Here is a 23,115-nt window from a genome sequence, read left to right as displayed (position 1 = left end):
GTTGAGGCTCAGCTGGAGGTCAGGCGGGCGATCGCCTCGTCCACCGTCAGCTCCTCGCGCTCGCCCGTCCTGCGGTCCTTGAGCTCCAGGACGCCCTCGCCGGAGCGGCGGCCCGCGATCAGGATCTGCGGCACGCCGATCAGCTCGGCGTCCGTGAACTTCACGCCCGGGGAGACCCCGGCGCGGTCGTCGACCAGGACGCGCAGACCGGCCGCCCGCAGCTTCTCCGAGACGTCCAGGGCGAGTTCGGTCTGCAGGGCCTTGCCGGCCGCGACGACGTGCACGTCGGCCGGGGCGACCTCACGCGACCAGACCAGGCCCTTCTCGTCGGCGGTCTGCTCGGCGAGGGCGGCGACGGCGCGGGAGACGCCGATGCCGTAGGAGCCCATGGTCACCCGGACCGGCTTGCCGTTCTGGCCGAGGACGTCGAGCTTGAGCGCGTTGGTGTACTTCTGGCCCAGCTGGAAGATGTGGCCGATCTCGATGGCGCGGTCCAGCTTGAGACCGGTGCCGCACTTCGGGCAGGGGTCGCCCTCCAGCACGACGACGACGTCGACGTACTCGTCGACCGTGAAGTCACGGTCCGCCACGACGTTCTTGGCGTGCGTGCCCGCCTTGTTGGCGCCGGTGATCCAGGCCGTGCCGGGGGCGATGCGCGGGTCGGCGATGTACTTCACCTTCTCGCCGAGGCCCTGCGGGCCGACGTAGCCGCGGACCAGGTCGGGACGGCCGGCGAAGTCGGACTCGGTGACCAACTCGACGGCGGCCGGGGCGAAGTGCTCCTCGACCTTGCCCATGTCGACCTCGCGGTCGCCCGGCACGCCCACGGCCACGATCTCGCCGTCGACCTTCACCAGCAGGTTCTTCAGGGTGGCGGAGGCCGGGACGCCGAGGTACGCGGCGAGGGACTCGATGGTCGGGGTGTCCGGAGTGGGGATCTCCTCCAGCGCGGGCACGTCGGAGGCGTCCACCGCCTTCAGCGGGTACGAGATCGCCTCGGTGTTCGCGGCGAAGTCGCAGTTCGGGCAGTCGGCGAAGGTGTCCTCGCCGGCCTCCGCCGGGGCCAGGAACTCCTCCGACTTCGAGCCGCCCATGGCGCCGGCGGTGGCGGCGACGATGCGGTAGTCGAGACCGAGGCGCTCGAAGATCCGCTGGTACGCCTCGCGGTGCAGGGCGTACGACCTGGCGAGGCCGTCCTCGTCCAGGTCGAAGGAGTAGGAGTCCTTCATCAGGAACTCACGGCCGCGCAGGATGCCGGCCCGCGGACGGGCCTCGTCCCGGTACTTGTTCTGGATCTGGTAGAGGATGACCGGCAGGTCCTTGTAGGAGGACGCCTGGTCCTTCACCAGGAGGGTGAAGATCTCCTCGTGGGTGGGGCCGAGGAGGTAGTCGCCGCCCTTGCGGTCCTGGAGGCGGAACAGCTCCTGGCCGTACTCGTCCCAGCGGCCGGTCGCCTCGTACGGCTCCCGGGGCAGGAGGGCCGGGAGCAGCACCTCCTGGGCACCGATCGCGTCCATCTCCTCGCGGACGATCCGCTCGATGTTGGACAGCACCTTCAGGCCGAGCGGCAGCCAGGACCAGATACCGGCCGCGGTACGGCGGACGTAGCCGGCCCGGACGAGGAGCTTGTGGCTGAGGACCTCGGCGTCCGCCGGGTCGTCACGCAGCGTCTTCGCCATCAACTGGGACATGCGTTGGACCGGTGCGTTCGCCATGGTTCTCGTACTCCTGCCGGAAAAGGTTGATGGCTAGGAGGTTAGCCGGGCACGCTGTGCCGGTGGAAATCGGTTAGCGGCGGCGGGTCACTTACGGCGGAGCGGCAGGGGCGCACCCATCACGGCGTACGGCTTCGGAGCGCTGGGAAAGTTCACCCGGCGGGCCAGGTCGACGTAGCCGAGGGAGTGGTACAGGCCGCGGGCCGGGCTGTCGGTGTCGATCGCCGAGAGGATCGACCGGGGCTCGGGGGCGCCGTCGGTGATGAGCGTGATCAGCCGGCGGCCGATGCCGCGGTTCTGGTGGCTGGGGTGCACGTGCAGTTCGGTGATGACGAAGGAGTCGTCGAGCCAGTCGGCGTTGTCCTGGGCGCGGAGGTAGGGCTCCACGACGGTGGACCACCAGTGGGTGCGGGAGTTCGGCATCCCGTAGACGAATCCGACGAGGCGGCCTTCGGCCGTGGCGCCGAGGGCCCTCGCCCCCGGGTACTGCATGTGGCGGAGGACGATCTGGCGGCGGACGGCTACCTCGTCGGGGCCGAGGCCGAAGGCGATGGCCTGGACTGCCAGGGCCTCGTCCACGTGGGAGGGGAGGTCCAGGGGGCCGATCACGAGGGTCATGTGGGGAGGGTACAGGGGGTTCCGGTTGTCGTCCGAGTGCGGGCTCCACGTGGTTGCTCGCGCAGTTCCCCGCGCCTCTTTGGGGGCGCGTGACCCGGCCGTCGGCCCTAGAAGAGCACGCTCATGAACGCGCCGACCTCCTGGAAGCCCACCCGCAGATACGTCCGTCGCGCCGCCGTGTTGAAGTCGTTGACGTAGAGGCTGACCACCGGGGCCACGTCGTCGAGCGCGTAGCGCAGGACCGCCGCCATGCCGGGGGCCGCCAGGCCCATGCCGCGGTACTCGGGGGCGACCCACACGCCCTGGATCTGGCAGGCCGCGGCCGTGGCCGCGCCGATCTCCGCCTTGAAGACGACCTTGCCGTTGTCGTCGAGCCGGGCGAACGAGCGTCCGGAGCCGACGAGTTCGGCGACCCTCGCCTGGTAGAGGAGGCCGCCGTCGCCGGCCATCGGGGAGACGCCCACCTCCTCGGTGAACATCGCGACGCACGCCGGCATGATCGCCTCCATCTCGTCCTTGCGGATGCGGCGGACGTACGGGTCCGGGGCGATGTCGGCGGGCATGCGGTCGGTGACCATCAGGGGCTGGTGGCCGCGCACCTCGCGGGCCGGACCCCAGTGCGGTTCCAGGAGGCGCCACAGCTGGGCGGTGGCCTCGGCGGGGCCGACGATCGAGGAGCAGCGGCGGCCGGCCCGGCGGGCGCGGTCGGCGAAGGCGCGGACGGCGCGCGGAGTGGCGCAGATCGGGACCAGGTTGGCGCCGGCGTAGCAGAGGGACGTGAGCATGCCGTCCTCGTACCAGCCCCACATCTCGCCGCCGAGGCGCCAGGGGTCGAGGCCGGCCACCTGGACACGTGAGGTCACGAAGGCGTTCGCGACCGGCTCGCGGCCGAGTACGGCGAGCGCGGCGTCCAGGTCACTCGGTTCGAGCACCCGTGAGGTGGTCTGCGTCAACACGTGCGGGGCCTCACGCTGAGGGGTTCTGCTGATCTCCGCACTGTACCTGCGGAAGCTTGGCCGTGCCGCCCCGCATGCTGTGAAGTGGCCGCCGGCGGGGGTTCCGGTCCCTGGGGGCTGCCGCCCCCAGACCCCCGCATCGGCCTCCGGCCTCGTCCTCAAACGCCGGACAGGCTGGATCGTGGTGGTTCGGCCGCGTCCTCAAACAATGGGGGGGCTGAGAATTTCAGCCCCTCCGGCGTTTGAGGAGCGGGGTCCAGGGGCGGAGCCCCTGGACGGGGGTGTCGAGGGCTGTGCCTCTTGAGGATGGGACGGGTAGGGGCGGCGGGGGCGAGAAAATCCCGCCCTCCGCCCGCGGACGGCCTCAGCCGGCCACCGACACCGACGGCTCGCCCGGCTCCGTGCCGTCCGCCTCCATCTGCTCGGCCAGCTTCATGGCCTCCTCGATGAGGGTCTCCACGATCTTCGACTCGGGGACCGTCTTGATGACCTCGCCCTTGACGAAGATCTGGCCCTTGCCGTTGCCGGAGGCGACGCCGAGGTCGGCCTCGCGGGCCTCGCCGGGGCCGTTCACCACGCAGCCCATGACGGCGACGCGGAGCGGCACCTCCATCCCGGTGAGGCCGGCGGTGACCTCTTCGGCGAGCTTGTAGACGTCGACCTGGGCACGGCCGCAGGACGGGCAGGAGACGATCTCCAGGCCGCGCTGCTTGAGGTTGAGGGACTCCAGGATCTGGTTGCCGACCTTGACCTCCTCGACCGGCGGCGCGGAGAGGGAGACGCGGATCGTGTCGCCGATGCCCTGGCTCAGCAGGGCGCCGAAGGCCACTGCCGACTTGATCGTGCCCTGGAAGGCCGGGCCGGCCTCGGTGACGCCGAGGTGCAGGGGGTAGTCGCACTGGGCGGCGAGCTGCCGGTACGCCTCGATCATCACGACCGGGTCGTTGTGCTTGACGGAGATCTTGATGTCCCGGAAGTCGTGCTCCTCGAAGAGGGACGCCTCCCACAGGGCGGACTCGACCAGGGCCTCGGGGGTCGCCTTGCCGTACTTCTGGAGCAGCCGGCGGTCCAGGGAACCGGCGTTGACGCCGATGCGGATCGGGGTGCCGTGGTCCTTGGCGGCCGCCGCGATCTCCTTGACCTTGTCGTCGAACTGCTTGATGTTGCCGGGGTTGACCCGGACCGCCGCGCAGCCGGCCTCGATGGCCTCGAAGACGTACTTCGGCTGGAAGTGGATGTCCGCGATCACCGGGATCTGGGACTTCCTGGCGATGGTCGCCAGGGCGTCCGCGTCGTCCTGCGTCGGGCACGCCACCCGCACGATCTGGCAGCCGGAGGCCGTCAGCTCGGCGATCTGCTGGAGGGTGGCGCCGATGTCGGACGTACGGGTCGTGGTCATCGACTGGACCGAGACCGGGGCGTCCCCGCCGACCGCCACGGAGCCGACCTGGATCTGCCGGCTCTTCCGGCGCTCGGCGAGCTTGGTCGGAACGGACGGCATGCCGAGAGAAATCGCAGTCATCTGCTGTGCAACCCCAAGTCGTGGATCTAGGTCCAGGTCCCGTCGTGAGCGGGTTCCAGGCTTCGAGATTACGGCACCGGCACAGGAGCGAGCACATCCCCCACCCGTAAACCCACTCGATGGAAGCGGCCCGGAACACAGTGTTCCGGGCCGCCTCGAACGCTGTGTGGCTAGGAGATTTTCACCGGGTTAACCACGTCGGCGATCAGGACGAGGACGGTGAAGCAGATGAAGACCCCGGCCACCACGTAGGCCACCGGCATCAGCTTCGCCACGTCGAACGGACCCGGGTCCGGGCGGCGCAGCACCTTGGCCAGGTTGCGGCGCAGCGACTCCCACAGGGCGCCCGCGATGTGCCCGCCGTCCAGCGGCAGCAGCGGGAGCATGTTGAAGAGGAACAGGGAGAGGTTGAAGCCGGCCACCAGCATCAGTGCCATGGCCAGCTGCTCGGTGGGCGGGATGTCCAGGGTGAAGATCTCGCCGCCGACCCGGGCCGCGCCGACCACGCCCATCGGGGAGTCCGGCTGGCGGGGGGCGCCGTCGAAGGCCGCGTCCCACAGGGCCGGGATCTTGCCGGGCAGGCTCGCGATGGAGTCGACGGCCTCGCCGAGGCGGTCGCCCATCCAGGTCAGCGAGTCGCCGAAGTCCTGGCGGACGATGCCGGTGGCGGCGCTGAAGCCGAGGAAGCCGGCGGTGACGTACTGGCCGGTGACGATCTGGCCGCTGGAGTCCTTCTTGGCGACCTGGTTGGTGGCGATCTTCGCGTGCAGGGTGACGTCCTGGCCCTTGCGCTCGACGACGATCGCGACCTCCTTGCCGGGGGTGGACCGGATCAGGTCGGAGAGCTGGTTCCAGCTGGTCGTCTGCACCCCGTTGAAGGAGAGGATCTTGTCGCCCGCCTTGAGGCCCGCGGCGGCGGCCGGGGCGGCGGCGTCGGTGTTCTTGCAGGTGTCGCGGTTCTCGCTCTGGGCGATCACGCACTGGGAGACCGAGCTGACCGTGGTGGTCTGCTGGCTGATGCCGAAGCCCATCAGGACGGTGAGGAAGAGCGCCACCGCCAGGATCAGGTTCATGAAGGGGCCCGCGAACATCACGATCACGCGCTTCCAGGGGGCGCGCGTGTAGAAGAGGCGGGTCTCGTCGCCGGGCTGGAGCTCCTCGAAGGCGGCCGAGCGGGCGTCCTCGATCATGCTGCGCCAGGGCGAGGTGGACCGGGCGGTGACCCGGCCGTCGGCACCCGGCGGGAACATGCCGATCATGCGGATGTAGCCGCCCAGCGGGACGGCCTTGATGCCGTACTCCGTGTCGCCCTTGCGCCGCGACCAGATGGTCGGGCCGAAGCCGACCATGTACTGCGGGACGCGGATGCCGAAGAGCTTGGCGGTGGAGAGATGCCCCAGCTCGTGCCAGGCGATCGAGACCAGCAGGCCGATCACGAAGACGACTATGCCGAGGATCATCATCAGGGCTGTCATGCACGCGCCTCCGCGGTCGCCTTCTGCACTGTCAGTTCCCGGGCCCGGACCCGTGCCCAGGTCTCCGCTTCAAGGACGTCCGGCACGGTGAGCGAAGTTCCCGTACGAGGGGTGCCGTGCTCCTCGACCACCCGGGTCACGGTCTCCATGATGCCGTTGAAAGGCAGCAGACCGGCACGGAAGGCCTCGACGCACTCCTCGTTGGCCGCATTGAACACCGCCGGGGCGGTGCCCGCGAGCTCACCGACGTGCCGGGCCAGGTTCACGGACGGGAAGGCCTCGTTGTCCAGCGGGAAGAACTCCCAGGTCGAGGCCTTGCTCCAGTCGAAGGCGGGCGCCGCGTCCGGGACCCGTTCGGGCCAGCCGAGACCGACGGCGATCGGCCCCCGCATGTCGGGGGGCGTCGCCTGCGCGATCGTGGATCCGTCCGTGAACTCGACCATCGAGTGGACATACGACTGGGGATGCACGACCACCTCAATGCGGTCGAAGGGAATGTCGTAGAGGAGGTGCGCCTCGATGACTTCCAGCCCCTTGTTGACCAGGGTCGCGGAGTTGATCGTGATGACCGGCCCCATCGCCCAGGTGGGGTGCGCGAGGGCGTCCTCGACGGTGACGTGTGCCAGGTCGGCCTTGGTGCGGCCGCGGAAGGGGCCGCCGGACGCCGTGACGACCAGCTTGCGGACGTCGGCCCGGGTCCCCGCCGCCAGCGACTGGAAGAGCGCCGCGTGCTCGGAGTCGACCGGGATGATCTGGCCGGGCCTGGCCAGCGCCTTGACCAGCGGGCCGCCGACGATCAGCGACTCCTTGTTGGCGAGCGCGAGGGTGCGGCCCGCTTCCAGGGCGGCGAGGGTGGGCGCGAGGCCGATGGAGCCGGTGATGCCGTTGAGGACGGTGTGGCAGTCGGAGGCGGCGACCTGGGTGGCCGCGTCGGGTCCGGCGAGGATCTCGGGGAGCGGCTCACCGGGGCCGTAGAGCGCCGTCAGCGCCTCGCGCAGCGCCGGTACGACGTCCTCGCGGGCGACCGCGACGGTCCGTACCCGCAGCCGGTGCGCCTGCTCGGCGAGGAGCGGGACCCGGCCGCCGTGGGCGGACAGCGCGGTGACCCGGAAGCGGTCGGGGTGGCGCAGGACGAGGTCGATGGCCTGGGTGCCGATGGATCCGGTGGAGCCGAGGATCACCACGTCCTTCGGGCCGTCGCCCACGAGCGGGTCGTACACGAGGTGCGGGTCGGCGAGGGGCGCCGGACTGGCGGGGCTGTCGGTCATCCCCCCATTGTGGCCGCATCCGGTGGCCGGGAGGACGCCGCGTCCCTCACGCAGGTGCCTTATCAGTTCTTGGTGTCGTATGGAGCGGAATTCCCTTTGTGAGGTTCACGTGAAGATCATGTGATAACACTTCTGTCGGGTCGGCAGGGATGGTCGACCCGACTGGACGACATCCTGGGGGGATCTCTCCATGCGTACTCTGCCCATACGTGCTGCCCTGCCCGCGCTCGCGGGCGCCGCACTGCTCACCGGCACCCTGCTCAGCACCCCGGCCCAGGCGGCCGGGGGCGTGACCATCTACCACGTCTGGTTCGACAGCCCGGGCACGGACAACCGCTCCAACGCCAGCCTCAACGCCGAGTGGGTGCAGATCAAGAACACCGGTGGCTCGGCCGTCTCGCTCAAGGGCTGGGTCCTGAAGGACGTCTCCAACCACCGGTACGTCTTCAAGAACATCAAGATCGGCGCCCACAAGACGATGAAGGTGCACACCGGCAGCGGCACGGACACCGCGTCGAACAAGTACCAGAACCGCCATGCCTACGTGTGGAACAACACCAGCGACACGGCGACGCTGACCAAGGCGGGCGGCGCCAAGGTCGACTCCTGCTCCTGGACGACGCGGGATCCCAGCGACAAGTACTGCTGAATCGCTACTTCAGCAGCCTCGTCCGAGGCGGCCCCGCTGAAGGGGTCTCACTTGAAGGGGCGGCGGACGTTGTCCCGCTCGGACGGTCCCGGGGTCGCGTCGGCGATCCACGGGCCCTCGCCCGACGGGTCGACGATGCCCTGCTCCAGCCATTCGAAGGAGCCGCCGAGCACGCCCTTGACGACCTTGCGGTCCAGGTCGTCGGTGTTCGACCAGAGGCGGTTGAACAGCTCGTCGACGCGGATGCGGGCCTGCCTGCAGAACGCGTCGGCGAGCAGGTAGGCCTCGCGGCCGTGGTCGCCCTGGCGGCGCAGCAGTTCGGCACGGACGCAGGCCGCGCTCATCGCGAACAGCTCGGCGCCGATGTCCACGACCCGGCCCAGGAAGCCCTGCTTGGTCTCCATCCGGCCCTGCCAGCGGGACATGGCGTAGAAGGTGGACCGGGCCAGCTTGCGGGCGTGCCGCTCCACGTACCGCAGGTGCGGGGCGAGGTCCACGCCGTGCTTGAAGTCGCCGTACGACGTCGGGAGCTGGCCCGGGCCCGCGACCAGCTTCGGCAGCCACTTGGCGTAGAAGACGCCCGCGTTCGCGCCCGCCCGCGCCTTGTCCTGGAGGGACTTGTCGGGGTCGATGAGGTCCCCGGCGACCGAGAGGTGGGCGTCGACGGCCTCGCGCGCGATCAGCAGGTGCATGATCTCGGTGGAGCCCTCGAAGATGCGGTTGATGCGCAGGTCGCGCAGGAGCTGTTCGGCGGGGACGGCGCGCTCGCCGCGGGCCGCCAGCGACTCGGCCGTCTCGAAGCCGCGGCCGCCCCGGATCTGGACCAGCTCGTCGGCCATCAGGCAGGCCATCTCGGAGCCGTAGAGCTTGGCGAGGGCGGCCTCGATGCGGATGTCGTTGCGGTTCTCGTCGGCCATCTGCGAGGACAGGTCGACGACCGCCTCCAGGGCGAAGGTGGTGGCCGCGATGAAGCTGATCTTGGAGCCGACCGCCTCGTGCAGCGCGACCGGCTTGCCCCACTGCTCGCGGACCGCCGACCACTCGCGGGCGATCTTCAGGCACCACTTGCCGGCGCCCACGCACATCGCGGGCAGCGAGAGCCGCCCGGTGTTGAGGGTGGTGAGGGCGATCTTGAGGCCCGCGCCCTCGGCGCCGATGCGGTTGGCGGCCGGGACCCGGACCTGGTGGAAGCGGGTGACGCCGTTCTCGATGCCGCGCAGGCCCATGAAGGCGTTGCGGTTCTCGACGGTGATGCCCGGCGAGTCCGCCTCGACGACGAAGGCGGTGATGCCGCCCTTGCTGTCCTCGGTCTTCGGCACGCGGGCCATGACCACGAGGAGGTCGGCGACCACGCCGTTGGTGGTCCACAGCTTCACGCCGTCGAGGACGTAGTCGTCCCCGTCCGGTACGGCGGTGGTGGCGAGGCGGGCCGGGTCCGAGCCGACGTCCGGCTCGGTGAGCAGGAACGCCGAGATGTCGGTGCGGGCGCAGCGCGGCAGGAAGGCGTCCTTCTGCTGCTGGGTGCCGAAGATCTTCAGCGGTTGCGGCACGCCGATGGACTGGTGGGCGGAGAGCAGCGCGCCGACCGCCGGGTTGGCGGAGCCGACCAGGGACAGGGCCCGGTTGTAGTAGACCTGGGTGAGGCCGAGGCCGCCGTACTTGGTGTCGATCTTCATGCCGAGGGCGCCGATCTCCTTGAGGCCGGCGATCACCTCGTCCGGGATGCGTGCCTCGCGCTCGATGAGCGCCGAGTCGATCTTCGTCTCGCAGAACTCGTGCAGCCGCGCCAGGAACTCCTCGCCACGCTGCACGTCGTCGTCCGCCGGGAGCGGATGCGGGTGGATGAGGTCGAGCCGGAAGCGCCCGAGGAACAGTTCCTTGGCGAAGCTGGGCTTGCGCCAGTCCTGTTCCCGGGCGGCCTCCGCCACCTGGCGGGCCTCCCGCTCGGTGACGGTGGGTTTCTTGGTGGTGGGGGCGGACATTGAGGCTCACCTCGCCACGAAAGGGGTTGTTGAGGACCGTTCGTTACCGACCAGTGCTACTGGATCGTTGGTACCCGAAACGGGCCGTACCTACCAGCCCTCGCGGTCCGATCGGCTGACGGACCGACCGCCCCGACCCGTTTCTCAGCCGATGTCGACGGAGTACGACGTGGTGTCCAGCCGCCCCGAGCCCTTGAAGACCTCGGTGCCGGACTCGATGCCGGAGAGGTACTTGTCGTTGCCGAGCAGCTTGCGGCGGACCAGGGCCTGGGTGAAGTCGTCGATGTTCAGCGTGGCACTCGTGGTGTTGGCCCGGCGCACGAAGGAGTAGACGTTCCAGCCGATGTCGCCCCGGTAGATGTCCCACATCGCGCCGCCGAGGCTGACGCTGCCGTATTTGGTGCCGAGCGGGCCGGCACCGCCCTGGCGGTTGAGCCAGATCATGATCTCGTCGGTGGGCTGGTCCTGCCAGTCCGCGGTGTTCTTGGCGTGCAGCCAGAGGTCGTAGGCCACGTCCAGCGTTCCGGGACTGGAGCTGAGGGTGAAGTTCCACTTGGCGGTGACCTTCTTGCGGTCGCCGACCCGGATCGGCAGGCCGGTGGCCGCCTTGTCGGCCTTCCAGCCCCAGTGCCAGCCGAGCACCGTGCTCGCGTACGACTTGACGTCCGCGTCGGTGCCCTTGCTGTTGTTCGCCCAGGTGTAGGACGTCCCCCAGGAGATGGTCGAGCCGGACGCCGAGTTGTCCCAGACGCACTGGGTGCCGGTTCCCTTGTCCTGCCCCCAGAGGTTGTTGTTCACGTAATACTTGCCGAGCGTGACGGTGTCGAAGGCGGTGCACTTCCTGCTCGGCTCGCCGGCCTGCGCCACGGTGACGCCCGCGGCGGCGGCGAGCGCGGCCGAGGCGGCCAGCAGCGCCTTCGCCGCCCTGGACAGGCGCGGTCTGCGGTGTTGCATCGAGGGGTCCTTCCGGGGGACGGTTCGTGGTACGACCCGTCGGACGGCCGTACGACCTCTTTGTGGCCGCCGCCCCCTGGAAAGGTTGCCGATGGCGTCTCGGCAATTCGCTGTCGAAGCGCTTCGACAACCTATGGACACCCACCCGCACTGAGGCTAATGTCAAACCACCCTCACTCGCCACCTGTCAGCAATGCGCACTGTCGAAGCGCTTCACAAAGCTTGGAGAGCTGGATGGTCACCCTCGCCGAGGTCGCCCAGCACGCCGGAGTCTCGGCGAGCACGGTGAGCTATGTCCTCAGCGGCAAGCGGTCCATCTCCACCACCACCCGGCAGCGGGTCGAGCAGAGCATCCGCGAGCTGGGCTACCACCCGAACGCGGGCGCCCGCGCCCTGGCCAGCAGCCGGTCGAACATCATCGCGCTGATGATCCCGCTGCGTACGGACATGTACGTGCCGGTGATGATGGAGATCGCGATCGCGGTGGCCACCACGGCCCGTCTGCACGGCTACGACGTCCTGCTGCTCACCGGCGAGGAGGGTCCGGACGCGGTGCGCCGGGTCACCGGCAGCGGGCTCGCCGACGCCATGATCCTGATGGACGTGGAGCTGGAGGACGAGCGGCTGCCGCTGCTGAGGCAGACCGACCAGCCCTCCGTGCTCATCGGTCTGCCGGCCTCCACCTCGGGGCTGACCTGTGTCGACCTCGACTTCGGGGCGACCGGCGCCCTGTGTGTGGAGCACCTCGCGAAGCTCGGTCACCGTGACATCGCTGTCATCGGCGAGGCCCCGGCCGTCTACGAACGGCACACCGGCTTCGCCGAGCGCACCCTGGACGGACTCCGCTCCCGGGCCCGGGAGTTGGGCCTGCGGGTGCTGCACCGGCCGTGCGAGGGCGGGTACGACGCGATGGCCGCCACGCTGGCCCGGATCTTCGACGAGCGCCCGGGCACCACGGGCTTCGTCGTCCAGAACGAGTCCGCGGTGGAGCCGCTGCTCGCGCTGCTGCGCCAGCAGGGCCGGGCGGTGCCGGAGGACGTCTCCGTGGTCGCGGTCTGCCCGGACCAGGTCGCCGTCCAGGCCTCGGTGCGGCTGACCTCGGTCGCCATCCCCGCACAGGAGATGGGCCGGTACGCCGTGGAGCACCTGGTCGCCAAGCTGGACGGCCGGGGCGGTGACGAAGTCGTGCTGATCGCACCCGAGCTGACGGTACGGGCGAGCACGGGACCGGCGCCGGCCGGGGCCTGACCCCCTTTGCAGTGCCCCGCCGTGCCGGGGCACTCCCCTGTCTGCACTCCTTCAGGAGCACGTGACATGAATCAGTCTGCCCGAATCCAGTCCGCGGACGACCAGCCCAAGGTCAGCCTCGCGCAGTCCTCCCCCACCGTCGGCACGTTCCGGGAGCGGGACGGTGCCCTGGAGTGGAGCGGCCGTCAGGAGACGCTGCGGATCGAGCCCTGGGGGCCGGACGCGGTCCGGGTGCGTGCCCGGCTCGGCGGGCCGATCCTCGAAGGCCTGCCGGGGGCCCTGCTCGACGAGCCGCCCGCCACCGGGTCGGCCGTCAAGATCGGTGACGGCGAAGCGCAGTTGACGGTCGGGGACCTGACCGTCGAGGTGTCCGCCGAGGGCCTGGTCCGGTTCCTGCGCACCGACGACCGCTCGGAGGTGCTGGCCGAGGAGCGCGCCCATTTCTGGTGGCCCGGCTCGCGCCTGTACACCGCGGTCGGCAACGGCCACCACCGCCTGGAGCAGCGGTTCGCCGCCTACGAGGACGAGCGGCTGTTCGGTCTGGGCCAGCACCAGCACGGGCGCCTCGACCAGAAGGGCCTGGTCCTGGACCTGGTCCAGCGCAACGCCGAGGTCTCGGTCCCGGTCCTGGTCTCCAGCCGCGGCTACACCCTGCTCTGGAACAACCCGGCGATCGGCCGCGTCGAGCTGGCGGGCAACGGCACCCGCTGGGTGGCCGACTCGGCCCGCCAGCTCGACTACTGGATCACCGTCGGCGATCCGGCCGACGGCCAGCGCAACTACACTGCGGTCAGCGGGCGTTCACCGATGCTGCCGGAGTGGGCGGCGGGCTTCTGGCAGTGCAAGCTGCGCTACCGCACCCAGGACGAACTCCTCGCCGTGGCCCGCGAGTACAGGCGCCGCGGCCTGCCGCTCTCCGCGATCGTCTGCGACTTCTTCCACTGGACCCACCTGGGCGACTGGAAGTTCGACCCGGCGGAGTGGCCCGACCCGGCCGCGATGGTCCGCGAACTGGACGAGCTGGGCGTCAAGCTGGTGGTGAGCGTGTGGCCGTCGGTGTCCCCGCTGAGCGAGAACCACCCGGTGATGGAGCAGCGCGGCTACTTCATCGGCACCCAGTACGGCCCGACGGCGCACGCCGACTGGCCGGACAAGGGGGTGGCGTCGACCGTCCAGGTCGCCTTCTACGACGCCACCAACCCGGACGCCCGGGAGTTCGTGTGGTCGAAGGTGAAGGAGAACTACCTGGACCCGTACGGCATCACGGCCTTCTGGCTGGACGCCTGCGAGCCCGAGCTGAAGCCGGGTTTCCAGGAGAACCTGCGCTACTGGACGGGCCCCGGCCTGGAGGTCGGCAACAGCTACCCCGCCGAGAACTCCCAGACCTTCTACGAGGGCCTGCGGGCCGGGGGCGAGGAGGTCGTCACGCTCAACCGCTCCGCGTGGGCGGGCAGTCAGCGCTACGGCGCCGCGCTGTGGTCCGGCGACATCGGCACCGACTTCACGGCCCTGCGCCACCAGATCGCGGCCGGCCTCAACACCGCCCTGTCCGGCATCCCCTGGTGGAACACCGACATCGGCGGCTTCCATGGCGGCGACCCGGACGACCCGGCCTACCGCGAGGTGATGGTCCGCTGGTTCCAGTTCGGCGCGCTCTCCCCGCTGATGCGCCTGCACGGCTTCCGCGACCCGGGCATGCCGCTGGGCCCCGACATGACCGGCGGCCCGAACGAGGTGTGGTCGTACGGCACGGAGGCCGGCGCGATCCTGGAGAAGTACCTGCGGCTGCGCGAGCGCCTGAAGCCGTACGTCCTGGAGGTCATGCGGGAGGCCCACGAGGAGGGCCTGCCGGTGCTGCGGCCGCTGTTCCTGGAGTTCCCCGGGGACCCGGCGGCGTGGGCGGTCGACGACGCGTACCTCTTCGGCCGGGACCTCCTGGTGGCGCCGGTGCTGACGGCGGGCGCCACGGCCCGGACGGCGTATCTGCCGGCGGGCGCCCGGTGGACGGACGCGTGGACGGGCCAGTCGTACGAGGGCGGTGCGGCGGTGACGGTGGACGCGCCGCTGGACCGCATCCCGCTGTTCCTGCGCGACGGGGCGGAGCTACCGGTCGCGGAGTAACGCGGCCGGATTGCGACGCCTCTCGTTACCGGCCGGTAAATGTCTCAACTCGGCGGTGTGGTCGGGCAGTTGGAGGGGGTAGTCAGTATCCCCTCCCCTGTCCCCCCCCACGAAGGGTCCCGCAGCCGTGCCCTCAGGTCCGTTCCCCCTCACGCTCGCCAACCTGCTGCTCAGACCCGGCTTCCGCGCCCGCCGCACGCCGGACCGGGCCTTCGACCGGCTGCTCGACGCGGCCGGGACCGCGGAGGACGACGAGCGGTTCACCGACGGCTTCCGTCACCTGCTGCGATGTTGGGCGGGCGCCGAACACCTCACCCCGGTCGGCTGGCTGTCCGCGCGCGGGCACGTCGGCCGGCATCTCGCCAACCGGGCCCGGATCCGCCGGCTGCTCGCCGCACATCCCGAGATCGAGCGGGAGCCGGTCGAGCGGCCGGTGTTCGTGGTGGGCCTGCCGCGCACCGCCACCACGCTCACCCACGGGATCCTCTCCCTCTCCGCGGACCACCGCTGCCCGCTGCTCTGGGAGCTGCTCACCCCGGACCTGGAACTCCCGCCGGAGGAACGGGAGAAGGCGGTCACCACCGCCCGCCGGCTGGTCGGCGGCATCAACCTCTTCTCCCCGCGCTTCCGGCACATCCACAACCTGCGGCCCGAGGGCCCGGAGGAGTGCACCTTCGCGCTGCCGCACACGGTGATGCCGCTGTCCCAGGCGGTGATCCCCGAGTACCTGCCCTGGCACGAGACGCACGACTTCGGCGCCGACTACCGCTACCTCAAGCAGATCTACCAGGTGCTCCAGTACGGCCGCCCGCGCCGCCGCTGGGTGCTGAAGTCGCCGCTGCACCTGGAGAACCTGGACGCGCTGCGCGCGGTCTTCCCGGACGCCACGATCGTGTGGACGCACCGCGATCCGGCCACCGCCGTGGCCTCGTTCTGCAGCCTGGTCGAGCACGGCATGGCGGTGAACACCCGCCCCCTCGACCTGCACCGGCTCGGCGCCACCTGGCTGGGGCTGCTGGCCCGCTCCGCCGCCCGCGGCCTCGCGTCCCGCGCCCGCATCCCCCGCGAGTCCCTCGTCGACGTGCCGTACTCCTGGCTGGGCGCCGACCCGGCCGCGGGCGCCCCGAAGCTCTACGCGGCCGTCGGCGCCCGCTGGACCGAGGCCGACGCGGCCCGCCTCCCGGCCGTCGCCGCCCGCCCCAGGGGGACCCGCGTGCACAGCTACGACCTGGCCCGCTACGGCCTGACCCGCGCGGACGTCGACACGGCCTTCGCGGACTACAACGCACTGCGCGCCGAGGCCGACCGGGCCTGACGGCACGAGGGGCGGCCCCGCCTGTGGCAGGGCCGCCCCGGTGGCTCAGCTGCTGCTGACGCTCTCGCTGTTGACGGTGAAGTCCAGCCCGCCGGACGAGGACGTGATCTCGAAGCCGAACTGCAGGTCACCGATGGTGACGTTGCCGAACCAGCCCTTGGTGTCCTTGATCCACTTCAGGATCGGCAGGATGTCGATCGTGCCGGAGGTCGAGTTGGAGCTCCGGATGAACGAATAGACGTTGTTCGAGCCGTTGTTGCCCTTGTAGACGGTCCAGGTGTTGCTGCCCAGCGTGAGAGTGCCCTGCGAGGTGCCGAGCGGGCCGACGGCGCCGGTCTTGTTGACCCAGAGCATGATCTCGTTGGCGTACCCGGTGTCCCAGATGTCGTACGACGTGTTGTACGCGCCGGACGACGGGACGGTCACGTTGTAGCTGCTGGTGAGCGAGGTCAGCGAGGTGATCGTCTTGTTGATGACCTTCTTGGCGTTGGGGTACGACTTGATGCCGCCGGTGTTGGGGTGGTTGGCGTTGACACCCCAGTTGGTGCCGGAGTTGGCCCAGATGCACTGGCTGCCGGCGCCGGAGCCCCAGATGTTGTTGTAGAGGGTGTAGCCGTTCAGCGTGGTGTTGCCCCACTGGTCGCAGGAGCTCCAGACGGCCGCCGAGGCGGGCGCGGAGGCGAGGCCGACGGTGGCGCCGAGGGCGAGCGCGGGGGCGATCAGGGCCTTGGCGACCCTGCGATACGTGCGTGTTGCCATGGTGTCCCTTCCATGGGTGGGGGGAGGTGCGGGTGGCTACCACGTCCCCAGGGTGAGGACGTGGTCTTCTCCGGCGACGAGGTCGAGCGGCCGACTGCCGGAGGAAGTCCGCAGGTCGACGCGGAGCGTCCGGTGCGGTCTGAGGACGGCTCGCGCGCCGTCGGGGGTCCAGTCGAGGTCGAGTCCGGCGCCGAAGCGGGTGCGGATGCCGCGGAGCCGGCCTGTTCCCAGGGCGGCCGGCACGGCCGGCAGCAGGACCAGGCGGTCCGGGGTGGACTGGACGAGGGCCTCGACGAGCACCGCGGGCAGGGTGTGCGCGGCGTCGGCGTTGTAGACGTCGCGGTCCGGGTAGTGGGCGCTCATCAGGGAGGCGTGGAAGAAGTCGCCGTCCAGGACGTTGGCCAGGGCCGCTGCGACCCGGTCACCGTCCCGCAGCCGGGCCGCAACGAGCGCGTGGTGGAGGTGGCCGTGGGCCGAGTCGTTCTCGGCGCCGCGCAGTTCGAGCGCGCGGTGCGCGGCCGCCGCGAGTTCCGGGGTGTCGTACGGGGTGATCTCGTCCAGCGGCCAGACGCCGTAGAGGTGGCTGAGGTGGCGGTGGTCGTAGGTGTCGTCGAGGCCGGGCCGGGCCCATTCGGCGAGCGCGCCGTCGGCGTTGGTCCGGTGCGGGGGCAGCCGGTCGGCGAGGGCCCGCCAGCGGTCGCCGTCCGGCCCGGGGTGGTAGTCGGCCGCGGTGCGCAGGGCGTGCCGGGCGGCGGAGAGGTCCATCGCCGCGTTGACCGCACCCCAGCTCGCGTTCGCCGGGCGGTTCTCGGGCGAGTAGGAGGGGACGATCACGAGGTGGCCGTCGGCGTCGGTCCGGGTGAGGAAGTCCTCGTAGAACCGGGCGACTTCGGCCAGCACCGCCGCCGTACAGGGATCGCGCTCGCCGCGGGTCTCGTCGTGGTCGACCAGCGGCTTGAGCAGCCAGTCGGCGCCGGCCGTCCACAGCTGGTGCGGATACTCGCGGTCGAAGTGGTACGAGTACCCGGACTCGCCGTCGGTGTGAGTGGGCGCGACGACGCCCCGGGCGCCGAAGACGGCACGGGCGTTCTCCCGCCAGTGCGGCAACTGGCGGTGGATCAGCGCCGCGTGTGCCGCGGTGACCTCGGGCAGGGCCGCGGCCGCCGCCGAGGCGGTCTGGAGGTTGAGGTTGGCGTTGGTGGTGAACGCGCCCGACCAGGCGGTGTCCCAGTCGCCGGTCCACAGGCCGGTCAGGCGGGGCGGGTTGAGGCCGGAGGCGGAGAGCAGGTGGTAGCGGCCGGCGGCGAAGAGCCGCTCCAGGAGCGCCGCTTCGGCGGGCCGCTTGAGCAACTCGGAGCCCGGCAGCGCGCGTTCGGCCTCGGAGGCGGCTAGGTCGAGGGTGACGCGGGTGTAGGCGGTGCGGTGCGGGACCAGGTGGCGGGCGAGCAGCGCGTCGTAGCTCTCCTGGTCGGCGAGCAGGTCGCTCAGCTCCCGCGTCTCGGCGGTCACGTCGAGTTCGCCGGTGTGGCGGCGGACCCGGGTCAGGAGGAGGACGGACTCGGCGCCGGTGACGCGGACGCCCGGCGGGACGAGTCCGGTGCTGCCGCCGGTGACGGCGACCAGGGTGACGCCGGTGTAGGCGCGGTCGCTGCCGGGGTAGCGGGCGCGGAGGCTGAGCAGGGCGCCCTCGGGGGTGCGCAGCGCGCCGTGGCCGACGCCCAGGCCGGACGGGGCGCCGGGGAGCCGGTGGTCGAGGGCGATGTCGAGGGCGGCCGCGCCCACGACCTGCTGCACGATCACGTCGTCCGCGCGGGAGACGAAGACCCTGCTGGTCCAGTCGGCGGCGGTGGCGGTGACCTCGCCGGTGGTGAAGTCGACGGAACGGCGGTAGCCGTCGGTCGGTCCGTGCGGCCTGCGCAGCCGGATCCGGAAGGCGGGGTGGAAGGGCTGCACCCACTGGAGCGGGCGGCCGTCGGTGAAGCTCTCCGCGGCTGCCGACTCCCCGGCGAGCAACCTGTCCTGCACGTCGGCGAGTCCGGCCGCCAGGCGGGGCGGGCGGGCGTGTTCGCCGCCGTTCGGGCGGACGAGGGTGTGATGGGTGACGATGACACGGTCGTCGTTCGGATCGCCGAACACGAGGGTGCCGTGGTGGCCGTTGCCGCTCAGGAAGGCGTCCTCCCAGCGGGCGGCGGGGGCCGGCTCCCAGGTGCCGTGGACGGGGCCGGTGGCTTCTTCGGTCGTACCGGTGACGGTCATGGCTTGAGCACCGCCACGCCGTAGCGGCCGAGCGTGGTCTCGCCGGTGACGGTCGTACCGGTCAGCAGATCTCGATGTGTTCCCATGAGGGAGATCTTCACCTCATCGCGCCCGTGGTTGAACAGGAACAGCAGCTCACCCCGGCGGACCGCCTCGACGCCCGCGGGCAGACCGTCGAGCACCGGGCGCACCCCCGCGTCCGCCGCGATCCGGCCGAGCAGCTCGCGCAGCGCCTCCGGCTCCGGGAGCGTGGAGACGTACCAGGCGCGCCCGTTGCGCAGCACGGCCGGCCGCCCGTCGAGTTCACCGCCCCGGTACGGCACGGTCTCGGAGACCGCGGGCGCGGCCTCGATCTCCTCCGACCACAGGGTGCCCCGGAAGGTCCCGCACGCGACGGTCTCCCCGGCGTCCAGCGGCCACCACTCGTGCAGGACGCGGATGCCGAACAGCTCGCGCAGCCGTGCGTCCATGCCGCCGGGGCGGATCCGGTCGTCCTCGTCGGCGATCCCGGTCAGGAAGCCGCTGACCAGGGTGCCGCCGCCGCGGACGTAGCCGAGGAGGTTGCCGATCGCGGCGTCGGTGAGGAGGTAGAGCTGCGGGACGACGACCAGCCGGTAGGAGGACAGGTCGTGTTCGGGGTGGGCGAAGTCGGTGGTGAGGTTCGACTCCCACAGGGCCCGGTGCCAGGCGTGCAGGACGTCGGGGAGGTCCACCTCGGTGGAGAGCCGGCCTTCGTGGGCACCGGCCCACCAGGAGTGCCAGTCGTGGAGGATCGCGATGTCCGCCCCGATCCGGCGGCCGGTCACCTCCGCGGCGACGGCGGCCAGTTCGGAGCCGAGCTGCTTGACCTCCTGGTACGTACGGCCCTCCGCCCCCGCGTGGCTGACCATCCCGGAGTGGAACTTCTCGGCGCCCTGCCTCGACTGCCGCCACTGGAAGTAGCAGACGGCGTCCGCGCCCCGGGCCACCGCCTGGAGGGACCACTGGCGGTTGAGGCCGCGGGGCTTGGGGTGGTTGACCCCGCGCCAGTTGACCGGCCCGGCGGCCTGCTCCATGAGCATCCAGGGGCCGCGCGCCTGGGAGCGGGTGAGGTCGTGGACGAGCGCGCCGTGCTGGGCGCCCAGGGGATCCCGCGGGTCGGGGTAGAGGTCGACGGAGACGACGTCCTCCTCGGCGGCCCAGCGCCAGGCGTCCTGGCCGATCCAGAGCGGCATGAAGTTGGTGGTCACCGGGATGTGCGGGGTGTGCCGGGCGACGATGTCCCGTTCGGCCGTGTAGCACTCCAGGAGCATGTCGGAGGTGAAGCGGCGGAAGTCCAGGACCTGGGTGGGGTTCTTCAGGTAGTGGGTGTGGCGCGGCGGCAGGATGCCGTCCCAGGTGTCGTAGCCCTGGCTCCAGAACGCCGTGCCCCAGGCGGTGTTGAGGGCATCGAGGGTGCCGTAGCGCTCGCGCAGCCAGCGCCGGAACGCGGCGGCGGCCTCGTCGCCGTGGTCGAAGGTGCAGTACTCGTTGTTGATGTGCCACATCGTGAGGGCGGGGTGGCCGGCGTAGCGGGCGGCGAGGTCCTCGGTGATGGCGGCGGCGTGGCGGCGGTAGGTGGCGCTGGAGTGCGAGAAGTGCTGGCGGCCGCCCCACCACTCGGTGCGGCCGTCGGCGTCCCGGGGCAGGGTGTCCGGGTGCAGCCGCCCCAGCCACGGCGGCGGCGAGGCGGTGGGGGTGGCGAGGACGACGCCGATGCCGTGGCCGTGCATCAGGTCCATGAGCCGGTCCAGCCAGCCGAAGTCCCGCTCCCCCGGCCGCGGTTCGAGCCGGGCCCAGGAGAAGACGCCCATGGTCACGGAGTTGACGCCGGCGGCCGTCATCAGCCGGACGTCCTCCTGCCAGGTCTCCTCGGGCCACTGCTCGGGGTTGTAGTCGCCGCCGAAGAGGATGCGGCCCCGGGTGGCGTCGGAGAGGTTCGGCGGCTCTCGTCGGGCGGTCATCGGACGGGGTCCCCGTACTGGATGCCGCGGCCGTTGGTGGCCAGGTAGACCCGGCCGTGGATGCGCGGGTCGCCGGTGACGGCCTGCCCGGTCCAGCCCCACTGGTGCCGGTCGTCGTTGATCCGGGTCCAGGTCGCGGCCTCGTCGTCGGAACGGTAGACGGCGGTGACGGCCTCGGTGGAGCCGACCAGGAAGATGGCGGGGTACTCGGCGCCGTCGGCGGCCTTGCCGAAGCCGAGGGTGTAGGCGGCCCGGCAGCCGGCGACCTTGGCGAAGCTCACGCCCCCGTCGGTGGACCGGTACAGCCCGTTCCACTTGACACTGAGCCACAGGTCACCGGACCTGCCGGGGGCCGCGACCAGCTGGAACTGGCTGTCCCCGGCGGGCAGCCCGGACGCACGCGCCGTGAACGTCCGGCCACTGTCAGTGCTGGCTTGTAGCGTTCCTGTGTCGGTGTCGTACGCGTAGAAGAGCGTCGGGTCGGCCGGGTCGGCGACCGGCGTGGCGCCCTTCGGGAAGGAGGAGATCTCGGTCCAGGTGGCGCCGTTGTCGTCCGACCGGTGGGCGGGGTACCTGGTCCCGTCCCAGTGCACGAAGGACCACAGCAGCACGCTGCCGTCGGCGTTGGCGGCGATCGGTCCCGGCACGTCGTGGGCGAGGGAGGGCTGGGCGGCGAAGGGCGCCCAGGTCCGGCCCCCGTCGTCCGAGAAGGCGCCGTTGCCGTGGTCGCCCCAGCCGGTGCGGACCACGTACGCCGGCCTGCCCGCGGCCTGCGCGAGCCCCGTCGCCGACCCGGACACGGGGTTCGTGGCCATACCGCGGGACGGAGACGCGGTGAGCCGCTCGTGGTACAGCACGCCGATGTCCCCCGAGCCGCTCAGCAGGTGCGCCTCCCCGACCGGGGGCGACACCAGCTGCAGCACCGACGTCTCCTCCAGGCCGCGGATCTGCGGTGCCCAGTGGACGAGGTCGCGGGTGCCGTAGAGGGTGGCGCCGGTGCCGTAGACGACGTGCTCCGAGTCGTACGGATCGACGGCGACGGCCTGGATCCACCACCCGAACTTCGGCTGGTCGCCGCCCCACTTGAGGAAGGGGGTCTCTGCCACGTCGAAGACGGCGGAGTCCTTGAGGGACGTCCAGGTGCGGCCGCCGTCGGTGGTCCGGTAGAGGGTGTCCACGGCCGTCCACCGGTTGTTCGTCGAGACGACGACGGTGCCGGGCCGGCGGGCGTCGACGGCGACCCCGCCGTAGCCGAAGGTGTCGCTGCCGCCGGGTGCGGCGGGCGTGACCTCCGTCCACCTGCCGGTGCCGGTGGCGAGCTTGTGCACGCTGCCGTCGGCCTGGCCGTTGGGGCCGGGGGCGTCGGCGTACGTCACGTACAGCTCGCGGGTGTGCCGGTCGTGGGCGGCGCGGACCGGGATCCTGGCGGCGGTGCCGGTGGGCTGCCCGGGCACGGCCTCCCACGTGGTCCCGTCGGTGGTGCGGTACAGGCCGGCGGCGGTCGCGCCGCCGTCGCCGTCCGCCCACCCGGCGTAGACGGCACGGCCTGCGGCGACGAGGAGGCTGACGCCCTGGCCGGAGGCGGAGGGGGCGGGCGGGAAGCCGGGGGCTGCCGCCCAGGTGGCCCCGCGGTCCGCGGACCTGAGGAGTCCGTCGTGTCTCGTCCCCAGCCACAGGGTGTCGCTGTCCCGCGGGTCGACGAGGAGGCGTTCGCCCATGCCCCGGCCGTCCTCGTTGGCGCCGAGTTTGACGGTGAGGTCGGTGCGGGTCCAGGTGGTGCCGCGGTCGTCCGAGCGCAGGACCGCGCCGTTTCCGGCCCAGGACTGGGCGTAGGTGCCGAGGGCGAGGTAGAGCCGGTCGGGGTGGGCGGGGTCGACGGCCATCGCCTCCACACCGAGGAGGTTCCAGTCGTCCCAGCCGAGGTGGTCGGTGAGGGGGGTCCAGCGGGCGGTGCGGGCGTCCCAGCGGTAGGCGCCGCCGATGTCGGTGCGGGCGTAGGCGAGGCCGGGGGTGGTGGGGTGGAAGAGGACGCCGGTGACGAATCCGGTGCCGCCGATCACTGCGTTGCGCCAGCGGTAGGGGGGCGCCTGCGGCTGGGGGGCGGCCGCGTGGGCGGTGGGGACGGGGAGGGCGGTGAGGGTGGCGGTTGCCGCGGTGGCGGCGAGAACGGCTCTGCGGCTCAGGGTGGGCATGGGGAACCTTCGGTGAGCGTGGGTTGGGTGGGTGGGCCGGGGTGGGGGCGGGGGGGGGTCGCTTACCGGCGCTTGCAGGGTGCCTCCCCCAGCCTTCGGCCGG

Annotated in this window: 16 protein-coding genes; 4 read left to right on the top strand and 12 right to left on the bottom strand. The window is 71.4% G+C overall.

What is annotated here, in order from left to right; all coding sequences use genetic code 11:
- Positions 1-8: 8 nt before the first annotated feature.
- The 6 genes from ACFZB3_RS44950 to dxr form a co-directional block, all read right to left on the bottom strand.
- Positions 9-1,715, bottom strand: coding sequence for a proline--tRNA ligase (locus ACFZB3_RS44950; protein ID WP_391388546.1), 1,707 nt, complete (start codon positions 1,713-1,715; stop codon positions 9-11).
- Positions 1,716-1,802: 87 nt separating this feature from the next.
- Positions 1,803-2,333, bottom strand: a complete 531-nt coding sequence (locus ACFZB3_RS44945) for a GNAT family N-acetyltransferase (RefSeq protein ID WP_391388541.1) — start codon at positions 2,331-2,333, stop codon at positions 1,803-1,805.
- A 107-nt stretch (positions 2,334-2,440) separates the two neighbouring features.
- Positions 2,441-3,289: a GNAT family N-acetyltransferase gene (locus ACFZB3_RS44940; protein WP_391388539.1), complete on the bottom strand. Its 849-nt coding sequence runs from the start codon at positions 3,287-3,289 to the stop codon at positions 2,441-2,443.
- 364 nt (positions 3,290-3,653) lie between these two features.
- Positions 3,654-4,811, bottom strand: a complete 1,158-nt coding sequence (gene ispG, locus ACFZB3_RS44935) for a flavodoxin-dependent (E)-4-hydroxy-3-methylbut-2-enyl-diphosphate synthase (RefSeq protein ID WP_391388538.1) — start codon at positions 4,809-4,811, stop codon at positions 3,654-3,656.
- Between the two features lie 170 nt (positions 4,812-4,981).
- Positions 4,982-6,274, bottom strand: a complete 1,293-nt coding sequence (locus ACFZB3_RS44930; protein ID WP_391388622.1) for a site-2 protease family protein — start codon at positions 6,272-6,274, stop codon at positions 4,982-4,984.
- 8 nt (positions 6,275-6,282) lie between these two features.
- Entirely contained in the window at positions 6,283-7,554 is a 1,272-nt protein-coding gene (gene dxr / locus ACFZB3_RS44925; RefSeq protein ID WP_391388534.1) for a 1-deoxy-D-xylulose-5-phosphate reductoisomerase, read from the bottom strand.
- A gap of 190 nt (positions 7,555-7,744) precedes the next feature.
- On the opposite strand from dxr, the gene ACFZB3_RS44920 reads away from it, so the two are divergent.
- On the top strand, positions 7,745-8,203 hold the full coding sequence (locus ACFZB3_RS44920) for a lamin tail domain-containing protein (protein ID WP_391388531.1): 459 nt from the start codon (positions 7,745-7,747) through the stop codon (positions 8,201-8,203).
- Positions 8,204-8,250: 47 nt separating this feature from the next.
- Here ACFZB3_RS44920 and ACFZB3_RS44915 read toward each other — a convergent pair whose 3' ends face one another.
- Together ACFZB3_RS44915 and ACFZB3_RS44910 are read right to left on the bottom strand one after the other, a co-directional pair.
- Positions 8,251-10,185, bottom strand: a complete 1,935-nt coding sequence (locus tag ACFZB3_RS44915) for an acyl-CoA dehydrogenase family protein (protein ID WP_391388528.1) — start codon at positions 10,183-10,185, stop codon at positions 8,251-8,253.
- A 144-nt stretch (positions 10,186-10,329) separates the two neighbouring features.
- Complete coding sequence (locus ACFZB3_RS44910) at positions 10,330-11,139, bottom strand: endo-1,4-beta-glucanase (protein ID WP_391388525.1); 810 nt, start codon at positions 11,137-11,139, stop codon at positions 10,330-10,332.
- A gap of 234 nt (positions 11,140-11,373) precedes the next feature.
- Between ACFZB3_RS44910 and ACFZB3_RS44905 the strand changes: the two genes are divergently transcribed.
- The 3 genes from ACFZB3_RS44905 to ACFZB3_RS44895 all read left to right on the top strand — a co-directional run bounded on the left by ACFZB3_RS44905 (position 11,374) and on the right by ACFZB3_RS44895 (position 15,823).
- Positions 11,374-12,387 carry a substrate-binding domain-containing protein gene (locus ACFZB3_RS44905; RefSeq protein ID WP_391388523.1) on the top strand — a complete coding sequence of 338 codons (1,014 nt, stop codon included), beginning with the start codon at positions 11,374-11,376 and terminating at the stop codon, positions 12,385-12,387.
- A gap of 66 nt (positions 12,388-12,453) precedes the next feature.
- Positions 12,454-14,508, top strand: a complete 2,055-nt coding sequence (locus tag ACFZB3_RS44900) for a TIM-barrel domain-containing protein (protein WP_391388520.1) — start codon at positions 12,454-12,456, stop codon at positions 14,506-14,508.
- Positions 14,509-14,635: 127 nt separating this feature from the next.
- Positions 14,636-15,823 (top strand): sulfotransferase, encoded by a 1,188-nt coding sequence (locus ACFZB3_RS44895; RefSeq protein ID WP_391388515.1) that lies wholly within the window; start codon positions 14,636-14,638, stop codon positions 15,821-15,823.
- Positions 15,824-15,868: 45 nt separating this feature from the next.
- Here the strand turns inward: ACFZB3_RS44895 and ACFZB3_RS44890 are convergent, their stop codons facing one another.
- Genes ACFZB3_RS44890 through ACFZB3_RS44875 form a run of 4 tightly spaced genes read right to left on the bottom strand, consistent with a single transcriptional unit; the run spans position 15,869 to position 23,012 of the window.
- A complete protein-coding gene (locus ACFZB3_RS44890; RefSeq protein ID WP_391388513.1) occupies positions 15,869-16,582 on the bottom strand; it encodes a hypothetical protein in 714 nt (237 codons plus the stop codon).
- A 36-nt stretch (positions 16,583-16,618) separates the two neighbouring features.
- Complete coding sequence (locus ACFZB3_RS44885) at positions 16,619-18,838, bottom strand: glycoside hydrolase N-terminal domain-containing protein (protein WP_391388511.1); 2,220 nt, start codon at positions 18,836-18,838, stop codon at positions 16,619-16,621.
- Positions 18,835-20,820, bottom strand: coding sequence for a beta-galactosidase (locus ACFZB3_RS44880; protein ID WP_391388508.1), 1,986 nt, complete (start codon positions 20,818-20,820; stop codon positions 18,835-18,837). The genes ACFZB3_RS44885 and ACFZB3_RS44880 overlap by 4 nt, the downstream gene beginning before the upstream one ends.
- A complete protein-coding gene (locus tag ACFZB3_RS44875; protein ID WP_391388506.1) occupies positions 20,817-23,012 on the bottom strand; it encodes a 1,4-beta-glucanase in 2,196 nt (731 codons plus the stop codon). Before ACFZB3_RS44875 ends, ACFZB3_RS44880 begins: the two co-directional genes overlap by 4 nt.
- Positions 23,013-23,115 lie beyond the last annotated feature (103 nt).

Source organism: Streptomyces sp. NPDC008092, from assembly GCF_042957285.1.
Taxonomy (GTDB): domain Bacteria; phylum Actinomycetota; class Actinomycetes; order Streptomycetales; family Streptomycetaceae; genus Streptomyces.
Note: the sequence above shows the minus strand (reverse complement) of the source record. Positions and strands in the feature narration are given on the sequence as shown.

Bases quoted from the DNA above. Each gene is read 5' to 3' on its own strand.
- ACFZB3_RS44950 (WP_391388546.1), bottom strand. From the start codon at position 1,715: ATGGCGAACGCACCGGTCCAACGCATGTCCCAGTTGATGGCGAAGACG.
- ACFZB3_RS44945 (WP_391388541.1), bottom strand. From the start codon at position 2,333: ATGACCCTCGTGATCGGCCCCCTGGACCTCCCCTCCCACGTGGACGAG.
- ispG (WP_391388538.1), bottom strand. From the start codon at position 4,811: ATGACTGCGATTTCTCTCGGCATGCCGTCCGTTCCGACCAAGCTCGCC.
- ACFZB3_RS44930 (WP_391388622.1), bottom strand. From the start codon at position 6,274: ATGATGATCCTCGGCATAGTCGTCTTCGTGATCGGCCTGCTGGTCTCG.
- dxr (WP_391388534.1), bottom strand. From the start codon at position 7,554: ATGACCGACAGCCCCGCCAGTCCGGCGCCCCTCGCCGACCCGCACCTC.
- ACFZB3_RS44920 (WP_391388531.1), top strand. From the start codon at position 7,745: ATGCGTACTCTGCCCATACGTGCTGCCCTGCCCGCGCTCGCGGGCGCC.
- ACFZB3_RS44915 (WP_391388528.1), bottom strand. From the start codon at position 10,185: ATGTCCGCCCCCACCACCAAGAAACCCACCGTCACCGAGCGGGAGGCC.
- ACFZB3_RS44910 (WP_391388525.1), bottom strand. From the start codon at position 11,139: ATGCAACACCGCAGACCGCGCCTGTCCAGGGCGGCGAAGGCGCTGCTG.
- ACFZB3_RS44905 (WP_391388523.1), top strand. From the start codon at position 11,374: ATGGTCACCCTCGCCGAGGTCGCCCAGCACGCCGGAGTCTCGGCGAGC.
- ACFZB3_RS44900 (WP_391388520.1), top strand. From the start codon at position 12,454: ATGAATCAGTCTGCCCGAATCCAGTCCGCGGACGACCAGCCCAAGGTC.
- ACFZB3_RS44890 (WP_391388513.1), bottom strand. From the start codon at position 16,582: ATGGCAACACGCACGTATCGCAGGGTCGCCAAGGCCCTGATCGCCCCC.
- ACFZB3_RS44885 (WP_391388511.1), bottom strand. From the start codon at position 18,838: ATGACCGTCACCGGTACGACCGAAGAAGCCACCGGCCCCGTCCACGGC.
- ACFZB3_RS44880 (WP_391388508.1), bottom strand. From the start codon at position 20,820: ATGACCGCCCGACGAGAGCCGCCGAACCTCTCCGACGCCACCCGGGGC.
- ACFZB3_RS44875 (WP_391388506.1), bottom strand. From the start codon at position 23,012: ATGCCCACCCTGAGCCGCAGAGCCGTTCTCGCCGCCACCGCGGCAACC.